Here is a 19982-nt window from a genome sequence, read left to right on the forward strand (position 1 = left end):
CGCCTTGCCCGCCCGCCCCAAGCCGTCCATCGATGCTCCCCGATCCAACCGGGCGCAGGGTGAGAGGCCCGCACCAGCCTATCGCCAGAGGTAACCCATATGACTTGGTTGCGGGTTTGCGCGTCCGGGTAGAGGCTCATGCGGCTGGGGAGATCATCGATGGAGGGTTCGCCATGACCCAGTTGCTGCGCCTGAGCGCGAGACCGGCAGCATCCTCTCTTGTTTCGCTCCAGCGGCTGTTGAGCGGCTTCCTGGAGACCGGGCGGCTGGAAGCGCCGCCATACCGTGCCGTAGGAGCCAACTGGCATTACGACGACTGCGATTGACCGGATTGGGTCCCCCGCGTTCGGCACCCTCCTGCGGGTGAGCATCGGCACCGTCGAGGTCTTAAGCGCGGACAAGGCCCGCGGGCACGCGCGGGATCCTAGCGAAGGTTCAGCTTGGCGGCGATCCGCAAATCGCCAAGGCTGAGACGTTGGCGCGCGCGGCTGTACGGATTGGTGTCAAGAACCCCCAATAGACCTCTCGGTGCTTTGCTAGCAGCGCCAGACCAGAATGCTCTAGTTCGTTCAACAGCCCGACTGTTGGCGGTTGGCATGTCACTATGGCAAATATGTTCGTTCGGATGTAAAATAACGTGTGAGAAATCAGCCAAGCATGAGGGTATCACAGAACTCTCACCGGCTTCTCTTTGCCGATGACTTGAACAAATCAGTATAGCGTTCACTCACTCCTTGCTCCGTTAGCTTGATTTTTGGTAAATTGAGTGAAGGTCGCTGCAGAATTCGGCTTCGCATGCTCCCGACTCGCCCATGAGTTGTCATTATGTCGGATGTAGATCAGGTTGCTCCGCATCGCCGACTAGGTGTGATGCTGTTTGCTGACATCGTCGATTACACTCGGCTCATGGGCGACGACGAAATCGGCACTTGGCATGCCGTCAAGGAGCGACTTCAGATCTTCAAGCAACTCGCGCATGAGTGCGATGGAGAGGTCCAGCAGGTCAGCGGTGATGGGCTCTTCCTTCTATTCGGTAGCGCGATGGCGGCCGTGGGCTGCGCAATGAAGATTCAAAAGCAGATGCGAATGCTCAACGAGGGGATCCCGGAGGAGCGGCAGATCCTCTTCCGGATCGGCATCAATCTCGGCGAGATTCTATTCGACGACGGACAGGTCGGCGGCGATAGCGTGAATATTGCCGCCCGCATTGAGACTTACGCGCGACCAGGGCAGGTCTGCATCTCCGCGGCAGTTTACGATCAGGTCTGTGACAAGCTCGCCTTCGGCTACTCCTATCTTGGGGCTCAGCGCCTCAAGAACGTCCGCGAGCCCGTCGACATTTTCCAAGTCCAGGAGGACGCGACTGCCGCAGCGATGACGACTGGCCTCAGACGAGCGGCAACGCCGGAGCAGCCGAACCGCCCGCTTGTCCCGGAAGCATCAGTCGTCGTCCTACCATTCCGGTTTCAGGGCAGCGATCCGGCATGGCACTGGCTCGCTGATGGATTCACCGACGACATCACCACGAGTCTCTCGCGCTTCCACGACTTCTTCGTGATTTCTCGCAACTCGGCCTATGTGGTTGGGGGAGCTTCGGAGACGCCGCTGCATGCGGCACGGGAGCTTGGCGTGCGATACGTGGTTGCGGGCACCGTGCGCATAGCAGGCAAGCGCGTCCGGATTGGTATCCAGCTCATCGATGCTGAGAGGGACAGGACCATCTGGGGCGAGCAGTACAACCGCGAATTCGATAATATCCTCGAGCTTCAAGAGGAAATTACTCAGATCATCGTCTCTGCGACGGCAGTGAGCATTCATGTCTCGGAATGGGAGCGGCTGCAGCAAGTTGGCCCTTCCGACCTGAGGGCTTACAGCCTCGTCCTCCAAGGCCAGCAGCACATTTTCCACTATACCCGGGACGAGAACCGCCGGGCTCGGCTGCTCTATGAGAGCGCGCTCAGAGTCGATCCCCACTATGCTAGGGCAATGGCCGCGAAGTCGCGCACGCTCAACATCGATTGGCGGTACAGCTGGACTGAAATGCGAGACAAGGCCCTGGATACCGCGCTCAATCTTGCGCAATCGGCTATCGAGGTCGATCCCACAGATGCACGTGGCTTTGGAGAGCTAGGATTTGCACATCTTTATCGCAAGGAGCACGATGCAGCATTAAGCGCGTACCGTCGGGCACTAGTCCTCAACCCGAATGACGCTGATCTTATGTCCGACATGGCTGATGCATTGGCTCACTCGGGCGAGGCCGCCGAGGCTGTTGCGCTGCTCGACAAGGCCAAGCGGCTCAACCCCTTTTATCCTGACCAGTATCTCTGGCACCTAGGCGGCGCCTTCTACAAACTCGGCCGCTATGAGGACGCCGTGCATACGATCAATAGTATGCAGAACCCAACCGAGGGGCGTCGGATCTTAGCAGCGAGCTATGCCCAACTCGGCCGGCTTGTGGAAGCGCAGCGCGAGGCTGCGAAAATCCTCGAGGCCCACCCAACGTTCAGCGTCGAGCGGTGGGCCGCCGTCCAGCCAGATCGGCTCGAGTCCGACACCATGCACTTCGTGGAGGGGCTGCGCAAGGCAGGTTTGTAACGTTGCTCTGCGCCTCGAGCGAGTGCTCTCAGGACGTGCTCGTCCTCGCTTCTATCGCTGCGCGGAACGATTTGCTTCACCGTTCTGCGTACTCAGGCCTTCGGCAGGGTCCAGCAGACCCCGCGCGCGAGCGATGCGCAGCATCGTGGCGGAGAGACGTGGAGCGAAGCGGCACTGTAGCACGTCGATGTTTCCAGTATTGCGGACGAGCGCAGTATAATCTGCGTGGGAGAGCCCGGTTTCGGTCATCCAGCGCGCCACATTGTCGGCGCTGGTCAGCCCGTGACGGCTGCGGAACACAGCTGCCGCTTTTGAGAACGCCAGCGGATCGTCCGGTCCATCTGCCTCGCGCAGAAATTCCTCGGCCAACAACGAGAGAAGCGCCTGCGCCTCGATAGCCTCGTGGGCGCTGTGCTGCTGGAGCGCCGCTAAGATCCCCGGCTCCGAGGCCAAGGGCTCGGCCTGTTCTACCTCTGCCTGCAGAACCTGCCAGGCCTCCGTGTGCTCGAAGCGGAACTCCGGCTGAAACGGCTCTTCCAGAGCCTGCCAGTTCATTGAGACGTGCTCGAGGAGAGCGAGGCAATCCCGCTCCTTCTGAAAAACCTCATGATGTTCAACCCATGCAAGAAAAGCATCGGAGCGTTCTCCTCTCCAACCATCGGCCAAGGCCTGCCCGACCACGGCAGCATAGGTTCTCTCGCGCCAGAACAGGGTCGCCGCCGATTGTGCGAGGGCCTGGGTATCGTCAGGTTCGATGATATCACTGCTCTCGGCTGCGGCGAGGGTTGCGTGGATATCCACGAGCGAGCGAGTCAGCTGCGGCCAACCAAGTTCTGCCGGTCCGTGCAGCAAGGCGACGGCATCATCACGCTGCAGGCGTCCGTCCCTATAGGCTTCAAATACCTCGCCGATCCCGACCATTCCAAAGCGATGAAGTTCGGCCGCACGAAGCGCGCCCATGCTGGCGGCGCCGAAGACATGAATGCCCTGCTTGAGCGCCCACAGGATCTCTTTGTGAAACACCGCAGGTACATCCTCGAAAGCTCCGTCGACGAGGAGGATCGCACGCGGCTCCTCCAAGGCAGCCCGGTATATATCGCCACGAGCGGCTGGGGGCCTAATCTCGACGGGCAGAATAGCCTGTGCCCGCTCCGCGCGGAGCGCGGGCCCAAGAAAGAGCACGGGACGGTCAAACGTCATATACGAATGCCCTCGGTCCAGGTATCGCATCATCGCCAGGATGCTCGAGGCCAGGCACCACGAGCCTCAATACCGGCAGGCCGAACTCTGGGCGGCTCAGATCGACGGCAAGAACGCTGTCGAAGCCTTTCGCGTTCAGCCGGTCGAGCAACCAGCGCAGATCATCCTCAATGGTCTCGCCGCAAAAGCTCTGTCCAGTCTGAAGAGCCCCTACATCGTGCTCCGGCACCGAGGCGAGCGACGTATTCATGGGCTGAAACCAACGACGCGTGAGGTCGTCGCGAGCCCCCGAGAGGCGCGTGGCCCGCGACTGCGCGGCTTCTGTGATGGCACGAACACAAGCCCAGACTCGGTCGGGGTGGCAACCGAGCCCGCCTGCGGGTGCGGCCGTCACCGCGGAGTCACCACCTGTGATCGTCGCCCAAAATACCGGAACGCCGATATCGGAGGTGATATCCCTCACGATGAGGGAGCAGCCCGCCTTCGCGACTCGCTCGACGAGGGAGCCGAGCACAGAGTCCGAGACGGTAGAGATGTCGACGCGCACGCCCCGTTCGGGGTGCCACAGGTAAAGCGCATAGGCATCCCGCTCGATGAGTTCACATAAGCCGTGGACAGCGGCTTCGCTGAAGCTGTTGCCGGATGCCAAGCCGTTCGAACTTCGGGGGAAACATCCGGTGCCGGGCAATGCCGGTAACGAAAAGTCAGTGTGGATGAGTTCAAAGGGGACGAGCCGCTCGCGACCACTCAGAAGGTCGGTCGCCGAGATCCAGGGGATGCGCTTGTCGGCATGGAATAGGCTGTTGCGCAGCCGGGGCAGCCGATCGAGATCGACGACGCGGTCGGCTCCGGCAAGCTCGCTCCAGCGCAGGAAGTAGAGAGGCCGGTCAATGCGCTCGGCATGGAAGCTCTCGAGTCCCTCCATTGCCCCAGAGACTTTCGCACCTGTGAAATCAAGGCCCTTCCCCTGAGAGACCGAGAACCCTCGGGAATTGGGCCGCGTTACGACGGCGACGGGAATGTTGAGGCGATCCAGCCCCGTCACGTCGGCAATCCGCGTGATACCGGCCATCGGAAGGAGCGGCTCGATGCGCGCGAAGGTCTCCTCGGGCCTGCAAATCCGGTGCGACGCGAGCTTGGGCGAACGATGATCCTTGCTCCAGATGTTCTGCAGCAGGCTTCCATCGATGGGGTACGGCATTTACGGCTGCAGGTTCATTGGGGCAAGCATCGCCGCGAGGTAGGTCTGACCGGCGCCCGGTGGTGTGGCTGGAATGACGGTGCGGTTCGGGAATGGGATGTCCATGGCGGGTTCCGTCGTATCCGCGTACAGGGCGTGAAACTTGTGTTTCTTTCCAGGCGCTCCCCCGCCAGGTGATGGCGGTTTGCTAATCTTCTCCAGAACTTTCAGCCAACTGTTAGGGCCAGTGGTTGGGTAGTTGGTTTTATAGAAGTCGGTGACCTCGAACAGTTCAAGCCACGAGGATGGAATGAAGAAGACCCTGGCCTCGGGATCGTTCGGATTATAGGAACCGCCAGGTTTTTCGAACACGAGGAAATAACCCTCAGCGCCCGTGGCGGCCTCGGCGGATGAGCCCGTTGCAGCGGCGGCGAGCAGCGCGGTGGCCGCAGCCAGAACGTCACGGCGGGATGCAAACGGGTGGTCCGTTGCGCTGGCCAGACTGGCAGGATTGAGTGTCATCTTACCCTCCGTTGACTGGCTCATTGGCAGTTCTCCGCATTCTGACGCAGATCGTACGCCGTCGGCTCGGTGTTCGACTTTTGGGGGCGCTTGAAATTAGGGCCGTAGATCCAGATCTTCGACTTATCATTGACCGGAATAGCGTACGACGAATTGACGGAAACGATCTTAAGCTGTTGTCCGCCACCGCCTGTGTTGCCTGTGCCTCCTGCATTATGCTTCCACACCCAGGGACCGCCGCTTGTTCCTTCAGTAAAACCAAGGCTGGTGGTATCGACGGCCAGAAGATTGGGGTGCAGCAAATCCGGGTTCACGTTCTCCGCGATCGCGGTCAAGTCCTGATTTGCCGATGCAGGATACCCATACGCCTTGATTGAATTCTTGCCGACATGCGCGTCCACGAGAATAACCTTAGGATCAGCATTGAGCTCGTCGGAATTGGCGACTCTGAGAAAGGCGTAATCATAGTCTATCCTGAGGTACGCATCAGTTTGGGTTGACCACTCGACGGGAACCCTGATGCAATCTTTATTGCTGGCATCCTTCTTGATGAAATGGCTGTTGTTTCCCTCCCTGACAAATTTCTCGATCTGATAGTAGTTAGTCTTGCCGTTCTCTTGCACACAATGAGCGGCTGTGAGAATGACAGATTTAGTTACGAACACCCCGCTGCAATAATGCAGGTTGCCACCAATGCTGAAATAGAGCTGGCCGCTGACCGCTTGTACATCGCCGTCGGTGCCGGCATCAGTAACATCCGTTGACACCACTTCCTCGCGAATGGGTCGCAGACTACTTGGTTTGCGCAGCGGCGCCGCGAGAAGCTCTGGACGAGTCTGGGATGAGAGTGGTGGCTGTTGTACGTTGCCGGAGGGCTGCGCCGGAATGGCCGGAGCATAGAACACAGCAACATAGGCGAATGCGATTACTGTCAGATGCCTCTTCGAGAGCGCCAGCATGACAACCTCCCATTGCAAATGGGCAGAACCTGAACGCCGCGACTAGTCGATACACAACAAGAAACCGAACTTCTTTGCGCGCGGGTTCCTGATTGTAGGCGCCTCTTCGGTTTTAGTAGTAGATCAGTACTACTTATGCCCCCGATATACCTAGTCTGCGCTGCCAATGATGCATAAATGGAGCCGCGCAGGTCAGCCGCAATGAATACCCGAGGCTACAGGTGTGCCTATTCCAACTCAGATGGATTCTCTCAGTAGTCAATAGTAAATTTTGGCGTTATTTTGGGAATTGCTTGAGAATTATGTGCCAAAAATTCAATCAATATGCATCGCTAGTGGTTCAGCGCTAGGTTTTGTTAACGCTTGATCCAATCGAGAGCGGCGAGACGGGGAGTACAAGTGAACGAGGTGGCGGTCTTCTCGTAGCAAGTGGCAACGGCCCGCCACTCTTCAAGCCTGACCCAGAGGCGCTCGACGACATGGCGGTTGTTGTCGATCCAGTCTGGACAAGAGACCGGCACCTCCTGCCGCTGCGGCGGGATCGCCGGTCCGGCGCCGATGGCCCAGTCATGCTCGCGAAAGGCGATTCAGCATGGATTCCCTTCAATCAGGACGAGCCCCCCTCCACCCGGAAAGGGCTCAAGCGCTAATAGGCATCGCATGGAGTGATGCAATGACGTCGAGAGACACCCCGTCAAGGTGAAGGTTTAACGCTCGATCGAGCCTTTGCCGGCGGCGGCTGACAAACAGATGTTGTGGATCTTCGAAGGCATCCGCCGCACCCCGTTTCCCAGTTGACCCGTCTGGGAAGCAGCCCTCGAACCTGCGAGGGATAAGTGCTTGATTTGAATGGTACAGCCGCCCCGGCTCGAACGGGGGACCCCCAGATCCACAATCTGGTGCTCTAACCAACTGAGCTACGGCTGCACGTGAGGCAGGGTGTAATCGTCCAGGCGGGCAATTTCAAGCCCTGTTCGAGAACTCAGGGCCCGAAATGACGGCGGCGGGCCCGAAGGCCCGCCGCTGCGAATGCTCAAGCTGCCGCCGGCTTATTCGGCCGTAGCGCCGGCCGCCTTGAGGACCGGGGTCCAGCGGGCAACCTCGCTCTCGACGAGCTTCTGGAGCCCCTCCGGGGTCCGCTCCGAGGCGGTCGGCAGCACGCCGCCGAGGTCGAGAAGGCGCTTCTTGGTGTTCTCGTCCTCGAGGGACTTGATGAGCGCGTCGCTGAGCTTCTTGACCACGTCCGGCGGGGTGCCCTTGGGCGCGAAGACCGCGTTCCACGCGCTGACCTCGTAGCCCTCGAGGCCGGCTTCCTTGGTGGTCGGCACGTTCGGCAGCACCGGGGAGCGCTCGGGCGTCGCGATGGCGAAGGCCTTGATGTTGTTGCCCTGGATCTGCGGCGCCACGTTGACGATCTGGTCGGTCATGAAGTCGACCGTGTTGCCCATGAGGTCGTTCAGGGCCGGGCCCGTGCCGCGATAGGCCACCATGGTGGGCTTCACCTTGACCACGGAATTGAAGAAGATGCCCGTGGAATGGGAAACCGAGCCCACGCCCGCATGGGCCATGTTCACCTTGTCGCCGTTGGTCTTCACGTAATCCAGAAAGCCCTTGAGATCATTGGCCGGAAAGTCCTTCCGGGCCACGATCACGATCGGCGTGCCGGCCGCCACGCCGATGGGCGCGAAGTCCTTGGCTGGATCGTATTTCAGGTTCGGGTAAAGGGCCGGCGCGGCGCCGTGGGTGCCCATGTGGCCCATCATGATGGTGTAGCCATCGGGCTGAGACTGCGCCGCGCGGGTGATGCCCGTGGTGCCGCCGGCACCCGCCACGTTCTCGATCACGATCTGCTGGCCGAGCGTCCGGCTCATGTGGTCGCTGACGATGCGGGCGATCACGTCGGTCGGGCCGCCGGCTGCGAACGGCACGATCATCGTGACCGGCCGGGTGGGGTAGTTCTGGGCCTGGGCGCCCGTTGCGGCCAAGCCGGCGACAGCGGCGAGAGCCAGTACAACCTTCTTCATCAGTTTTCCTCCCTGGAAAAGTTATGGCCTTACATGTGGGCTCGAGGCGATCGAAGGCAAGCTACTCCGTGAACACCTCGTCGCGACCCTTGCGGATGGACGGCAGGAGGGCGATCACGAGCAGGATGGCCGCGACGGCGAGCAGGCCGGCGCTGATCGGACGCTCGATGAAGGTCTCCATCGACCCACGCGAGATGATGAGCGCGCGGCGCAGGTTCTCCTCCATCAGCTTGCCGAGCACGAAGCCCAGAAGCATCGGAGCCGGTTCGAAGCCGAACTTGATCAGCACGTAGCCGACGAACCCGAACAGCCCGATGAACATCACATCGGTCGGCAGCGAATTGATCGAGTAGATGCCGATGGCGCAGAACATCAGGATCGCCGGGAACATCAGCCGGTACGGCACCTTCAGAAGCCGCACCCACATGCCCACCAGCGGCAGGTTGATGATGAGCAGCATCAGGTTGCCCACCCACATGGAGGCGATCATGCCCCAGAACAGGGTCGGGTTCTTGGTCATCACCTGCGGGCCCGGGATGATGCCGTGGATGGTCATGGCGCCGACCATCAGGGCCATCACGGCGTTCGGCGGGATGCCGAGCGTCAGCAGGGGGATGAACGAGGTCTGGGCGCCGGCATTGTTGGCGCTCTCCGGCCCCGCCACGCCCTCGATGGCGCCGCGGCCGAAGCGGCGCGGATCCTTGGCGAGCTTCTTTTCCAGCGTGTAGGAGGCGAACGGCCCGAGCACCGCGCCGTTACCCGGCAGGATGCCCAGGATGGCCCCGATGAAGGTCCCGCGCAGCACCGGCTTGTAGGATTGCCGGAAGTCGTCCTTGTTGGGCAGCAGGCGGCCGATGGCCTGGCGCACCACGTCCCGGTGCTCGGTGTGGTCGAGGTTGCGCATGATCTCGGCGATGCCGAAGATGCCCATGGCCAGCACGGCGAAGTCGATGCCGTCGGCCAGGAACGGCAGCCCGAAGGTCATGCGCTCCTCGCCGGTCTCGAGATCCGTGCCGACGGTGGAGAGCAGCACGCCGACCAGGATCATGGCGATGGCTTTCAGGATCGAGCCGCGCGCCAGCACCACGGCGAAGACCAGACCCATGACCATGAGCGAGAAGTACTCGGTCGGACCGAACACCAGGGCCAAGCCGGTGAGCGGTGCGCCGAGCGCCGCGATGACGAGCGTCGCCACCGTGCCGGCGAAGAACGACCCGATGGCCGCGATGCCGAGCGCGACGCCGGCGCGGCCCTGGCGGGCCATCTGGTGGCCGTCGAGGGCGGTCACCACGGAGGTGGCCTCGCCGGGGATATTGACCAGGATCGCCGTGGTCGAGCCGCCGTACTGGGCGCCGTAATAGATGCCCGCCAGCATGATCAGCGCGCCGACCGGGTCGAGCCCGAAGGTGATCGGCAGCAGCATGGCGATGGTGGCGATCGGCCCCACGCCGGGCAGCACGCCGATCAGGGTGCCGACAAGGCAGCCCAGGAAGGCGAGGCCCAGATTCTGGAGCGACAGGGCAACCCCGAAGCCAAGGCTGAGATTGGAGACGAAATCACCCATCAGATCCTCCCGCTGTGGTCGGCGACGTCAATCGGGCCACGGCGCCGATTGCGGGTTGTGAGGAATACGACGACGGCCGCAATGGCCATGATGGCGGCACAGGCCCGCAGCACCGCCTTCTGCGACCAGTCGGCGGGAAAGAGCCCGGTGAGCGCCTGCGGGAAGACCGGGATCGGCAGGTTGAGCAGATCGCCGAACAGCACCATGCAGAAGGGCGTGAGGCTGAGCGCCAGGATGACGAGATCGCGCAGGCGCGCCTCCGGGGTGGCGAAGCCGCCCAGAATGATGGCGAGCGGACCCGCGACCAGGAGGCCGAGGCCAGGAATGCCGAACGATCCGAAGGAGTAGCCGCGGATGGTGAGCGCGAAGGCCACGATGGCGCCGATCACGAAGACCGGACCGCGCAGGCTCCAGCGCTCGAGAAGATCGCCGTCCTTGAGGAAGGCGGCGGCGAGCAGCGCCAGGCCCGACAGACCGACTCCGATGGCGAGCCAGCGCGGCAGCATGGCCGGCCCCATGGCATTGAGCGTACCCTGGTCCAGATCCCGCGTCAGCCACAGCGCCAAGGCAGCCAGCGCAACGAGAAGAAGGCCACCGGCCAGGCTTTGCGGGGCCCGCACGGGCCCGCGGTGGCGTGAAGGCTCGGAGCCTTCGTGGAGAACAGACATGGACGACCTCCCGACGGACGCAGCCTGCGCCCAAGGCTATTGAGACCGATATGGCCCGAGGCCGCAGTCTGGATCAAGCTTCTGTTGTCCTGCCGAGAATGCTTCTCAACAAGACCTCCTCGAATGAACAGCCATGGAGAAAACGTCTATTGAACTATTGGACAGTAGCCTGTCCTTTTCGGGAGATCACTTGATCCCTCGCCGCATCTTGTCTAGATGGACCCTTGTAGCCAGGCCGGGCCCCTCTGGTCGCTCCTTGGGGAGCGGCGATGTCGGACTGGATGAAAACCAGGGCGGCCTGGGTTCGTTCAAACAGACGGTTTTGCCTGCATTTCGGCTTCCGATCCGGAGATTTCGGATCAAGCCAAAGCCAGATGCGTCTTTTTGAGCGTTTCGCATGCTTTGCCCCTCACCCGACAGATGAGGCTCTGCATGTTTGATCTCTCGCAGTTTTTCGGTCCCGAGGTCGTCGCCTTCCTGATGGTCATCGGCATCGATCTCGCGCTCGCCGGCGACAACGCCATCGTCATCGGCCTGGCGGCGGCCGGCCTTCCGAAGGAACAGCGCAACAAGGCAATCCTTCTCGGCGTTCTCGCCGCGACGGTCCTGCGTATCGTGTTCGCGCTGGTCACCACCCAGCTTCTCCAGATCGTGGGCCTTCTCCTGGCCGGCGGCATTCTCCTTCTGTGGGTCTGCTGGAAGATGTGGCGCGAGCTTCGCACCGGTCACGAGCAGGAGGAGCAGGCCGCCGAGGAGGCTCTCGAGGGCCGGGACATCAACCAGGACGGCACCGTCGCCGGCGGCGCCCCGCGCAAGACTTTCGCCCAGGCCGCCTGGCAGATCATCATCGCGGACGTGTCCATGTCCCTCGACAACGTCCTGGCCGTGGCCGGGGCCGCCCGCGAGCACCCCTACATCCTGGCCTTCGGCCTCATTCTGTCGGTTGCCCTCATGGGCATTGCCGCCTCGTACATCGCCCGCCTGCTCCATCGCTACCGCTGGATCGCCTATGTGGGCCTTGCGATCATCCTCTACGTGGCGCTCAAGATGATCTACGAGGGCTGGATCGAGGTCGCGCCGCACGTCACCGCGGCGATCGGCTGAATCGGACCATCGATCCGAGATCATCAATCCTCGATTGACGGCGGAGAGATGGGAAGGCACAGAGCGTGACGCTCATGTCTCCCGCTCTCCGCCCTCATTTTTCCACGGCCGGGCTTCGGCACGGCGCCCGCGCCGCCCTGCCCGCCTTTCCCGGCTTCATCATGTTTGCCGTGGCGTTCGGCACGGCGGCGGCCCAGAAAGGCCTGTCGCTCGGCGAGACGCTGGGTCTCTCCGCCTTCGTCTATGCCGGCGCCTCCCAGATGGTCGGGCTCGAGATCTGGCAAAAGGCGTGGACGCCTTCGACGATCCTCACGATCATGATGGTCACGGCCGTCGTGAATGCACGGTTGATCCTTCTGGGCGCCACTCTCCAGCCCTGGCTCAAGGATGAGCCGCTCGCTCGCACGGCCTTCAATCTTTTCCTTCTCACCGAGGCCGGCTGGCTCGTCGGTACCCGCTATCACGGCGAGGGCGGCCGCGATGTGGGTGTGCTCCTGGGGTGCGGGATCATCCTCTGGCTGGTGTGGCTCGTCGCGACGCTCACGGGTTTCTTTGCCGGAGCCCTCGTGCCGGAGCCGAGGCGCTTCGGCCTCGATCTCGTCATGCCGATCTTCTTCGGCGTCATGCTCGTTCCCTTGTGGAAAGGCGCGAAGCCCGCCCTGCCCTGGCTCGTCGCGGGCATCGTGTCCCTGATCGTTCACGCGCTCGTCCCCGGCTATGTCTTCATCATCGCCGGCGCCTTGGCCGGGGTTGCTGCCGGGATGCTGATCGAATGACCACGCTCGGCAGCGTCATCCCGAGCCCCTGGGGCTCCGTCCTCGCCATCGGGGCCATGGCCGTCGTGACATATCTGTGCCGCATCGCGGGCGTCGCCGTCATGAGCCGGGTCCGCCTGACGCCGCGCATCGAGCGGGGACTTCGCGCCCTTCCCGGCTCCATCATCCTGGCGACGATCCTGCCCGTGGTCATCGACAACGGCTTTCCTGCGATGGCCGCCCTCGCGGCGGCGATCGTCGCCATGGCCGTGACGCGGATCGACATCGTGGGCCTGCTCGTGGGACTAGGCACCCTCTCCGTCATCAGGATGCTTGGCTGAGCCCTGCTTGAGGCGAAGGCGGATGCGGTACATCAATCCGTCGCGAATGTTGCGGTAGGAATCGAGCACCTGCTCGCGCGAGCCCTGCGTGATCGTCGGATCCGGGGTCGGCCAATATTCCACCTCGGCCGCGATGGTGCGGGTCAGTTCCAGCGCCGCGTGATGCGCCTCCGGCGAGAGCGAGATGATCAGGTCGAAGTTGAGACCCTCCCACTCCTCCAGCTCCTCGAGCGTGCGCGGCTTGTGCTTGGATCCATCGATGCCGATCTCGGACAGGATCGATGCCGTGAAGGCATCCGTGTCGCTCTTGCGGACACCGGCGGATTGCACATAGATCGACTTGCCGAAATAGTGCCGCGCAATGGCCTCGGCCATCACCGAGCGCACCGCGTTCATGGCGCAGACGAACAGAACGGAATGGATCCGTTTCGAGCGGGGCTCGTCCAAGCGCTCGTCCAAGCGTCAGCCCTTCCAGTGAAGCGCGAAAATCAGCGTGAAGATGCGACGCGCCGTATTGAAATCGAGGATCAGCTTGCCATCGAGACGCTTCATCAGGAGTTCGGCGGCTTCGTTGTGCAATCCGCGCCGCCCCATGTCGATGGCTTCGATCTGCGCCGGCGAGGCCGAGCGGATGGCCTGATAATAGCTGTCGCAGATCATCTCGTAATCGCGAATGGCCTTCCGGAAGGGCGTCAGGGACAGATGATGCGAGACGAGATGCGCACCGTCCTGAGCGGTCACTTCGAAACAGAGCTTCTTCTCGATGAGCGAGATGCGCAGGGCATAGGGGCCCCCGTCATAATTCGGCAGGCCGAAGGTGTTCTCCTCAAGGATGTCGTAGATGGCGATGGCCCGCTCGTGCTCCTGATCGGGGTTGCCTCGGCCGATCGAGGATTCGTCGAGGGTGACGGCAACCAGCCGGGTCCGCTCCTTCGCTTCGCTCGCCATCCCGTCCCCTCGCCGTTACAGGTTCAGGCGGATCGCGACCGACCGCGCATGCCCCTCCAGCCCTTCCGACCGCCCGAGCGTGATCGCCGCGGGACCGAGCGCCCGCAGAGCGTCCGCATCGCATTTCAGGATCGAGGTTCGCTTCATGAAGTCAAGCACGCCCAGGCCCGACGAGAAGCGGGCGGAGCGGGCCGTGGGCAGCACATGGTTCGGGCCGCCGACATAATCGCCGATGGCTTCCGGCGTATGGCTGCCAAGGAAGATCGAACCGGCATTGCGCACCCTGGCGGCCAGTTCCTCCGCGTTCTCCGTCTCGATCTCCAGATGTTCGGGAGCGAGCCGGTCCACGAGGGGAATGGCGTTCTCCAGTCGGTCGATCAGGATGATGGCGCCGTAATCGCGCCAGCTCGCGCCGGCGATCTCCGCCTTCGGCAGGGTCTTGAGCTGCTGCTCGACGGCCTTCTCCACGGCGTCGGCGAGAGCGGGACTGTCCGTCACGAGGATCGACTGGGCGGCCGGATCGTGCTCGGCCTGAGCCAGGAGATCGGCCGCGATCCAATCGGGATTGCCATGGGCGTCGGCCATGATCAGAACCTCGGAGGGGCCGGCGATCATATCGATGCCGACCTGACCGAAGACGCGGCGCTTGGCGGCCGCCACATAGGCATTGCCGGGGCCGACGATCTTGGCGACGGGCCGCACCGTTTCAGTCCCGTAGGCGAGTGCCGCCACCGCCTGCGCTCCGCCGATGCGGAAGACCTCGTCGACGCCGGCGAGGCGCGCGGCCGCGAGAACGAGCGGGTTGGTCTCGCCCTTCGGGGTCGGCACCACCATGGCGAGGCGCGGAACGCCCGCGACCTTCGCCGGAACCGCGTTCATCAGGACCGAGGACGGATAGCTGGCACGCCCGCCGGGCACGTAGAGGCCGACGGATTCCAGCGCGGTCCAGCGCCAGCCCAGGGTGACTCCGAGCGCGTCCGTGGACATGCTGTCCTGCGGGCGCTGCGCCCGGTGGTAGGTCTCGATACGCTCCTTCGCCAAAGCCAGGGCGTCCAGGGCCTCCTTCGAGCACTGGGCCTCGGCGGCGTCGATCTCGGCAGCCGATATGCGCAGGGTCTCGGGCTGGAGCGCCAGTCCGTCGAAGCGATAGGTGAAGTCGATCAGGGCCTCGTCGCCCTTGACGACCACGTCTTCGATGATGGCGCGAACGGCCTGGTCCACGTCCTCCGACACCTCGCGCTTGGCCGAGAGGAGCGCGGCGAATGCCTGCGGGAAGGATGGCTCCCGCGCATCGAGCCTCTGCGCCATTACAAGCGCCCCGCCGATTGGACCGGCTCTTCGTGCGAAGGGCGGCTTTCCGCGGCCCAGACGGGGCCGGTATCCTTCATCTGCATTTCGATACACTCCAGGTCCACCTGGATGGCTCCACCTTCCGCAAAGATCAAGGTGGCAGTGCCCGACGGGGCGCTGGTCTCCTCGAACGCGATAGCGAGAAGGTTGAGAACCGCATCCTTGTTGGTCTGGTCGATGCCGCGGACCCGTACGCCCGTGACATTCTCAAAATGCATGCAGGTCAGCCGGCGCTGGGGGGTCGCCGCCTCCCAGTCATAGCGACGCGTCTGGATGGCGAAGCGCCGCTCCCGGGGCAGATAGGCGATGTCTCCCACCCGCAGCAGCGAATCCTGCAGGTGGGCGGAGATGACGGCAAGATCTTCCGGATCGAAAGCGACAAGTCTCAGGAGGTCCATGGGCCACCAACCTATTGTTGAACTTTAAGGTTTAGGTAGAGAGCCCTTGGCCCCAGCGCAACCTGCCCAGGGCGGCTTCTTCTTCATGCCTCCTCATGGAAAAGGCCGGCTGCCTCAGCCGGCCCCTCCCGATCCCTATCCTCTCAGGCGCTCGATCTGAGCGCCGCAACGGGCGAGCTTGGCCTCAAGCGCCTCGAAGCCCCGGTCCAGGTGATAGACCCGGTTGATTGTGGTCTCGCCTTCGGCCACGAGCCCTGCGATGACCAGGGACACGGAGGCACGCAGATCCGTCGCCATGACCGGCGCCCCCTTGAGGCCGGCGACGCCGTCCACATAGGCGCTGTCCCCGTCCAGGCGGATCTGGGCGCCCAGGCGGGCGAGCTCCTGCACGTGCATGAAGCGGTTCTCGAAGATCGTCTCGCGGATGCGGGACGTCCCGTTCGCCCGGGTCATGAGGGCCATGAACTGGGCCTGCAGATCGGTTGGGAAACCTGGGAAGGGATCTGTGGTAACATCTACCGGCTGAATCCCATTTCCGTTGCGCCGGATACGGATGCCGCCATGGGTCGGGGACACCTCGGCACCCGCCTGCCCCAGCACGTCGAGGGCGGCCTGAAGGTACTCGGACCGAGTGTTGTCCAGGATGAGGTCGCCGCCCGTCATGGCCACGGCCATGGCGTAGGTTCCGGTCTCGATCCGGTCCGGCATGACGTCATGGGAAGCGCCGCCGAGGCTGGTCACGCCTTCCACGATAATCTCCGAAGTGCCGGCACCCTGGATTCTGGCCCCCATCTTGATCAGGCATTCCGCCAGATCCGCCACTTCCGGCTCGCGGGCCGCATTGCGGATCACGGTGGTGCCCTGAGCAAGTGTCGCCGCCATCAGGGCCACATGGGTTCCACCGACCGTCACCTTCGGGAAGTCGATCTCGGAACCGATAAGCCCCTTTGGGGCTGTCGCCACCACATAACCGGCCTCGATCTCGATGGCCGCGCCCAGTTTGGCGAGGGCCATGATGAGCAGATCGACCGGCCGGGTCCCGATAGCGCAGCCGCCGGGCATGGACACCTTGGCATGGCCGAACCGGGCCACCAGGGGGGCGATGACCCAGAAGCTCGCCCGCATGGTCGAAACCAGTTCGTAGGGAGCCGTCGTGTCGATGACGTTCTTGGCGGTCAGGCGGATGGTCTGGCCCGTTTCCGAGGACTGGCCCGGCCGGCGACCGGCGATAGAGTGGTCGACGCCGAAATTGCTCATGATCCGCAGGAGGGAGGAGATGTCGGCGAGCCGGGGCACATTGCCGAGTTCCAGGTTTTCCTCCGTCAGCAGGCTGGCGATCATCAGTGGCAGGGCCGCATTCTTGGCACCTGAAATCGGAATCAAGCCGTTGAGAGGCGCGCCGCCCCGGATGCGAATGCGATCCATCGAATTCCCTTTGCAGTATCTTGTCGAGCCATGCGCTATGCGCGCCTTGAGCGTTCTAAGCTAGTCGGACGGCTTGTCGCGCTCGGCGGAAACGCTCAAGCCTCCGGCTTCGTTTCCGGATGGCTTTGCAGCCTGACGTCCCCGGGCCTGAGCCTTCCGACGCTTGAGATTCTCTTTCAAGGCCGCCTTCAGCCGGTCAGCTTTCTCTTGCGATTTCACGTCAGTCATGGTTCACGCGACCCATCGTCGCCTTTACCAAATAGAGGCTTCGCAAGCGGCGCTCAACCGCAATATCACAGTTCAGGACTTTGACCCGGATCAATGTGATCTGGTATAATAGGTCCACTATCCCCGGGCATGTATTGCCCACCCGGTGAGATGATGGATTACCAAAACTTCTTCACGTCAGCCCTCGACCGCCTCCAGGCCGAGCGGCGTTACCGCGTTTTTGCCGATATCGAGCGACTGGCCGGTCGTTATCCCCAGGCTATCTGGCACTCTCCCGAAGGACCGCGCCCGATCACCGTCTGGTGCTCCAATGACTATCTCGGCATGGGCCAGAACCGGGATGTGACCCGGGCCATGGTGGAAGCCGCCTGGCGGCTGGGCACCGGGGCCGGTGGCACCCGCAACATCTCCGGCAACAGCAATCCCATCGTGGCGCTCGAGGCCGAGCTCGCCGACCTGCACGGCAAGGAGGCGGCCCTTGTCTTCACATCGGGCTATGTGTCGAACCAGACCGGCATTTCGACTCTGGCCAAGCTGATCCCCAACTGCCTGATCCTGTCGGACGCGCTCAACCACAATTCGATGATCGAGGGCGTGCGCCAGTCCGGCTGCGACAAGGCTATTTTCCGCCATAACGACCTCGAGCATCTGGAGGAACTCCTTCAGGCTGCCGGGGACCGGCCCAAGCTGATCGTGTTCGAGAGCGTCTATTCCATGGATGGGGATATCTCTCCGATCCACGCCATCTGTGACCTGGCTGAGCGCTACGGCGCCATGACCTATATCGACGAGGTCCATGCCGTCGGCATGTATGGCCCCCGCGGGGCCGGCATCGCCGAGCGCGAGGGCGCCATGCACCGGATCGATGTGATCGAAGGCACCTTGGGCAAGGCTTTCGGGGTCATGGGCGGGTATCTCACCGGCACCCGGGCTGTCATGGACGCCATCCGCAGCTTCGCTCCGGGTTTCATCTTCACCACCGCCCTGCCGCCCGCTGTCGCCGCCGCGGCCACCGCGTCGATCCGGCACCTGAAGGAATCCTCCGCTGAGCGCCAGCAGCAGCAGCGCCAAGTCGCTCGGACCAAGGCGGTTCTGGCCGGGGCCGGCCTGCCGGTCCTCGACACGGTCACGCATATCGTTCCGGTAATGGTGGGTGACGCGGAGGCCTGCAAGGCGGCCTCGGACCGCCTGCTGGAGAAGCACGGGATCTACATCCAGCCCATCAACTACCCCACCGTCCCCCGCGGCACGGAGCGCCTGCGCATCACTCCGGGGCCATTCCACTCGAACGCCCATATTGATGCCCTGGCGGTCGCCCTGGTGGAAGTCTGGACGGCGCTCAGGCTTCCTCTGGAGCCCAAAGTCCAGGCGGCCGAATAAAGATCATTTTCAAGCTTGCATGGAGGGCTGCCCTGTGGCAGTAAGCGGCCCTCCCCGTTGGCGCGCTGCCGTAGCTCAGTGGTAGAGCACTCCCTTGGTAAGGGAGAGGTCGAGAGTTCGATCCTCTCTGGCAGCACCAGCCAAAACCTCGCAAGTTCATGCATCGCAGGTTCTATAGCGGGATACTGGAACGCCGGTGCCGTGTAGAACACTGCAAGAACGATGGCCGCGACGCCCATTGGCCGCGTGAATGGCCGCCGTTCCGGCTAAAGCCATCAGCGGCGCCGCAGCTTGATGCCGGTGAGTTTATCCCCCGATTGGGATTTCCGAGGGATCCTCCTCAACATCGTTTTCACATGTTCCTTGACGGTATTCTGGCGGGGTACAGGGGTTTTCGAGTTCGGCTGCGTCATCCCACACTCCTCGTCCTGCTGGGCACGCGACGGCAGGTACGGGCGACGATTGCGCATCCAGAAGATTTCTTCTGTGACCAAAGTCACACAATTCCCAGAATGAGACTAATTGCCAATAGACGCTTCGCCGTCCGGTCGGGGCTCGCCGTCGAGGCGTTAGAACCAGACGTTTATGCAGGTCAATGTCCGGCGATCGAGCATCTGCAGGGCTTAAAGAATTGGACGTTCTATGACGCGCCTCTGATCCAGCAACATCTTCGATGTTGAAGCCCGTGACGGCTTTCTCGGCGTGCCGGTGACATTCTGATTGGCCTGCCTTTCCGGATATAGGCGTTTGCTCAACCTACCTCCCTTGGATATCGGCGATGATCCAGCATGGGTTTGCCACAATTGAGTGTCCAAACACGGTCTCCGATTGCGTGATTGTCGGAGAGCCCGGTGACCCCCGTCTACGCCGCCGATGAATTGGTCGACCTTCTCGCCGTCCGGCACCCGTTCGACGATCCTGAACTCGTCGCGGTTAGAGTAGACACCATGCCCCTTGATCAGGCGACCGCAACAGTTGTCGAGACCTGGGCTGGGGACGAGTTTCGACAGATGAATGCCGTGATCCGTCGGCGGTCCGGCCCGAGCATCGATAGCTTCGAAGAGATCAAGCGTCTATACCAGCTCAACTTTGGATCGGTCGGCCACCTGCTCAAGCTTGGGCTCATCGGTTTTGGTTTGTTCATATAGCACTCAGGCAACCCCTGATCTGAGCGGCCCACTCCTTTAAACTCAACGAAACACATCGCTCGGCATGGCTATTCTCCGGAAGATCTCGTGCTCATGGCCGCTCGCGCGGATCAGAGGATAGAGCGAGACAGGCTCGGGATGCCAGCTCAGAAAAATTCGCACGAGCCCGGATTAGGAGCCTCGTAGGTTG

General features: G+C 62.5%; 19 protein-coding genes, 2 tRNA genes and 1 pseudogene. 8 read left to right on the forward strand and 14 right to left on the reverse strand.

The annotated features are described in order from the left end of the window. Window positions 1-173 precede the first annotated feature (173 nt). Together KBI52_RS15940 and KBI52_RS15945 are read left to right on the forward strand one after the other, a co-directional pair. Window positions 174-326, forward strand: coding sequence for a hypothetical protein (locus KBI52_RS15940; RefSeq protein ID WP_173947198.1), 153 nt, complete (start codon window positions 174-176; stop codon window positions 324-326). A gap of 499 nt (window positions 327-825) precedes the next feature. After that, a complete protein-coding gene (locus KBI52_RS15945; protein WP_173947199.1) occupies window positions 826-2598 on the forward strand; it encodes a tetratricopeptide repeat protein in 1773 nt (590 codons plus the stop codon). Between the two features lie 51 nt (window positions 2599-2649). On the opposite strand, the gene KBI52_RS15950 is transcribed toward KBI52_RS15945, so the two are convergent. The 9 genes and pseudogenes from KBI52_RS15950 to KBI52_RS15990 form a co-directional block, all read right to left on the reverse strand. Then, window positions 2650-3798 carry a TfuA-like protein gene (locus KBI52_RS15950; protein WP_210808643.1) on the reverse strand — a complete coding sequence of 383 codons (1149 nt, stop codon included), beginning with the start codon at window positions 3796-3798 and terminating at the stop codon, window positions 2650-2652. Then, complete coding sequence (locus KBI52_RS15955) at window positions 3788-4999, reverse strand: YcaO-like family protein (protein WP_173947201.1); 1212 nt, start codon at window positions 4997-4999, stop codon at window positions 3788-3790. Before KBI52_RS15955 ends, KBI52_RS15950 begins: the two co-directional genes overlap by 11 nt. Beyond that, window positions 5000-5500: a hypothetical protein gene (locus tag KBI52_RS15960; protein ID WP_210808645.1), complete on the reverse strand. Its 501-nt coding sequence runs from the start codon at window positions 5498-5500 to the stop codon at window positions 5000-5002. Between the two features lie 20 nt (window positions 5501-5520). Continuing rightward, window positions 5521-6459, reverse strand: coding sequence for a serine protease (locus tag KBI52_RS15965; RefSeq protein ID WP_210808647.1), 939 nt, complete (start codon window positions 6457-6459; stop codon window positions 5521-5523). Window positions 6460-6815: 356 nt separating this feature from the next. Then, window positions 6816-7040: pseudogene (locus KBI52_RS15970) on the reverse strand (IS5/IS1182 family transposase); the annotation flags it as partial. Between the two features lie 269 nt (window positions 7041-7309). Continuing rightward, window positions 7310-7386, reverse strand: a tRNA-His gene (locus tag KBI52_RS15975). Between the two features lie 122 nt (window positions 7387-7508). Next, the gene (locus KBI52_RS15980; protein ID WP_173945759.1) at window positions 7509-8483 is read right to left on the reverse strand and encodes a tripartite tricarboxylate transporter substrate binding protein BugD; all 975 of its coding nucleotides are present in this window, start codon (window positions 8481-8483) and stop codon (window positions 7509-7511) included. Between the two features lie 61 nt (window positions 8484-8544). Then, entirely contained in the window at window positions 8545-10047 is a 1503-nt protein-coding gene (locus KBI52_RS15985) for a tripartite tricarboxylate transporter permease (protein ID WP_173945758.1), read from the reverse strand. Then, window positions 10047-10715, reverse strand: a complete 669-nt coding sequence (locus tag KBI52_RS15990) for a tripartite tricarboxylate transporter TctB family protein (RefSeq protein WP_173945757.1) — start codon at window positions 10713-10715, stop codon at window positions 10047-10049. Before KBI52_RS15990 ends, KBI52_RS15985 begins: the two co-directional genes overlap by 1 nt. 432 nt (window positions 10716-11147) lie before the next feature. Between KBI52_RS15990 and KBI52_RS15995 the strand changes: the two genes are divergently transcribed. The 3 genes from KBI52_RS15995 to KBI52_RS16005 all read left to right on the forward strand — a co-directional run bounded on the left by KBI52_RS15995 (window position 11148) and on the right by KBI52_RS16005 (window position 12915). Further along, window positions 11148-11819: a TerC family protein gene (locus KBI52_RS15995; RefSeq protein ID WP_173945756.1), complete on the forward strand. Its 672-nt coding sequence runs from the start codon at window positions 11148-11150 to the stop codon at window positions 11817-11819. Window positions 11820-11893: 74 nt separating this feature from the next. Beyond that, window positions 11894-12595: an AzlC family ABC transporter permease gene (locus tag KBI52_RS16000; RefSeq protein WP_173945755.1), complete on the forward strand. Its 702-nt coding sequence runs from the start codon at window positions 11894-11896 to the stop codon at window positions 12593-12595. Continuing rightward, window positions 12592-12915, forward strand: a complete 324-nt coding sequence (locus KBI52_RS16005) for an AzlD family protein (RefSeq protein WP_210808649.1) — start codon at window positions 12592-12594, stop codon at window positions 12913-12915. Before KBI52_RS16000 ends, KBI52_RS16005 begins: the two co-directional genes overlap by 4 nt. Here the strand turns inward: KBI52_RS16005 and KBI52_RS16010 are convergent. The 5 genes from KBI52_RS16010 to murA all read right to left on the reverse strand — a co-directional run bounded on the left by KBI52_RS16010 (window position 12880) and on the right by murA (window position 17036). Next, window positions 12880-13374, reverse strand: a complete 495-nt coding sequence (locus KBI52_RS16010; RefSeq protein WP_256439493.1) for a low molecular weight phosphatase family protein — start codon at window positions 13372-13374, stop codon at window positions 12880-12882. The two genes, KBI52_RS16005 and KBI52_RS16010, sit on opposite strands and share 36 nt — an antisense overlap. A 3-nt stretch (window positions 13375-13377) precedes the next feature. After that, window positions 13378-13863 (reverse strand): UPF0262 family protein, encoded by a 486-nt coding sequence (locus KBI52_RS16015; RefSeq protein ID WP_173945753.1) that lies wholly within the window; start codon window positions 13861-13863, stop codon window positions 13378-13380. Between the two features lie 15 nt (window positions 13864-13878). Further along, entirely contained in the window at window positions 13879-15171 is a 1293-nt protein-coding gene (hisD, locus tag KBI52_RS16020; protein ID WP_173945752.1) for a histidinol dehydrogenase, read from the reverse strand. Next, a complete protein-coding gene (locus KBI52_RS16025; RefSeq protein ID WP_173945751.1) occupies window positions 15171-15611 on the reverse strand; it encodes a DUF2948 family protein in 441 nt (146 codons plus the stop codon). Before KBI52_RS16025 ends, hisD begins: the two co-directional genes overlap by 1 nt. 135 nt (window positions 15612-15746) lie before the next feature. Then, on the reverse strand, window positions 15747-17036 hold the full coding sequence (murA, locus tag KBI52_RS16030; protein WP_210808651.1) for a UDP-N-acetylglucosamine 1-carboxyvinyltransferase: 1290 nt from the start codon (window positions 17034-17036) through the stop codon (window positions 15747-15749). A gap of 381 nt (window positions 17037-17417) precedes the next feature. Here murA and hemA point away from each other — a divergent pair, with 381 nt between their 5' ends. The 3 genes from hemA (at window position 17418) to KBI52_RS16045 (ending at window position 19792) form a co-directional block, all read left to right on the forward strand. After that, window positions 17418-18644: a 5-aminolevulinate synthase gene (hemA, locus tag KBI52_RS16035; RefSeq protein ID WP_210808653.1), complete on the forward strand. Its 1227-nt coding sequence runs from the start codon at window positions 17418-17420 to the stop codon at window positions 18642-18644. Between the two features lie 64 nt (window positions 18645-18708). Next, window positions 18709-18783: transfer RNA gene (locus KBI52_RS16040), tRNA-Thr, on the forward strand. Window positions 18784-19495: 712 nt separating this feature from the next. Beyond that, window positions 19496-19792, forward strand: coding sequence for a hypothetical protein (locus tag KBI52_RS16045; protein WP_210808655.1), 297 nt, complete (start codon window positions 19496-19498; stop codon window positions 19790-19792). Window positions 19793-19982 lie beyond the last annotated feature (190 nt).

Origin of the sequence: Microvirga sp. HBU67558 (assembly GCF_018069605.1) — a bacterium.
GTDB classification, from domain to species: domain Bacteria; phylum Pseudomonadota; class Alphaproteobacteria; order Rhizobiales; family Beijerinckiaceae; genus Microvirga; species Microvirga terrae.

Excerpts from the sequence above, each read along its gene's own strand:
- KBI52_RS15940 (WP_173947198.1), top strand. The coding sequence starts at position 174 with ATGACCCAGTTGCTGCGCCTGAGCGCGAGACCGGCAGCATCCTCTCTT.
- KBI52_RS15945 (WP_173947199.1), top strand. The coding sequence starts at position 826 with ATGTCGGATGTAGATCAGGTTGCTCCGCATCGCCGACTAGGTGTGATG.
- KBI52_RS15950 (WP_210808643.1), bottom strand. The coding sequence starts at position 3,798 with ATGACGTTTGACCGTCCCGTGCTCTTTCTTGGGCCCGCGCTCCGCGCG.
- KBI52_RS15955 (WP_173947201.1), bottom strand. The coding sequence starts at position 4,999 with ATGCCGTACCCCATCGATGGAAGCCTGCTGCAGAACATCTGGAGCAAG.
- KBI52_RS15960 (WP_210808645.1), bottom strand. The coding sequence starts at position 5,500 with ATGACACTCAATCCTGCCAGTCTGGCCAGCGCAACGGACCACCCGTTT.
- KBI52_RS15965 (WP_210808647.1), bottom strand. The coding sequence starts at position 6,459 with ATGCTGGCGCTCTCGAAGAGGCATCTGACAGTAATCGCATTCGCCTAT.
- KBI52_RS15980 (WP_173945759.1), bottom strand. The coding sequence starts at position 8,483 with ATGAAGAAGGTTGTACTGGCTCTCGCCGCTGTCGCCGGCTTGGCCGCA.
- KBI52_RS15985 (WP_173945758.1), bottom strand. The coding sequence starts at position 10,047 with ATGGGTGATTTCGTCTCCAATCTCAGCCTTGGCTTCGGGGTTGCCCTG.
- KBI52_RS15990 (WP_173945757.1), bottom strand. The coding sequence starts at position 10,715 with ATGTCTGTTCTCCACGAAGGCTCCGAGCCTTCACGCCACCGCGGGCCC.
- KBI52_RS15995 (WP_173945756.1), top strand. The coding sequence starts at position 11,148 with ATGTTTGATCTCTCGCAGTTTTTCGGTCCCGAGGTCGTCGCCTTCCTG.
- KBI52_RS16000 (WP_173945755.1), top strand. The coding sequence starts at position 11,894 with ATGTCTCCCGCTCTCCGCCCTCATTTTTCCACGGCCGGGCTTCGGCAC.
- KBI52_RS16005 (WP_210808649.1), top strand. The coding sequence starts at position 12,592 with ATGACCACGCTCGGCAGCGTCATCCCGAGCCCCTGGGGCTCCGTCCTC.
- KBI52_RS16015 (WP_173945753.1), bottom strand. The coding sequence starts at position 13,863 with ATGGCGAGCGAAGCGAAGGAGCGGACCCGGCTGGTTGCCGTCACCCTC.
- hisD (WP_173945752.1), bottom strand. The coding sequence starts at position 15,171 with ATGGCGCAGAGGCTCGATGCGCGGGAGCCATCCTTCCCGCAGGCATTC.
- KBI52_RS16025 (WP_173945751.1), bottom strand. The coding sequence starts at position 15,611 with ATGGACCTCCTGAGACTTGTCGCTTTCGATCCGGAAGATCTTGCCGTC.
- murA (WP_210808651.1), bottom strand. The coding sequence starts at position 17,036 with ATGGATCGCATTCGCATCCGGGGCGGCGCGCCTCTCAACGGCTTGATT.
- hemA (WP_210808653.1), top strand. The coding sequence starts at position 17,418 with ATGGATTACCAAAACTTCTTCACGTCAGCCCTCGACCGCCTCCAGGCC.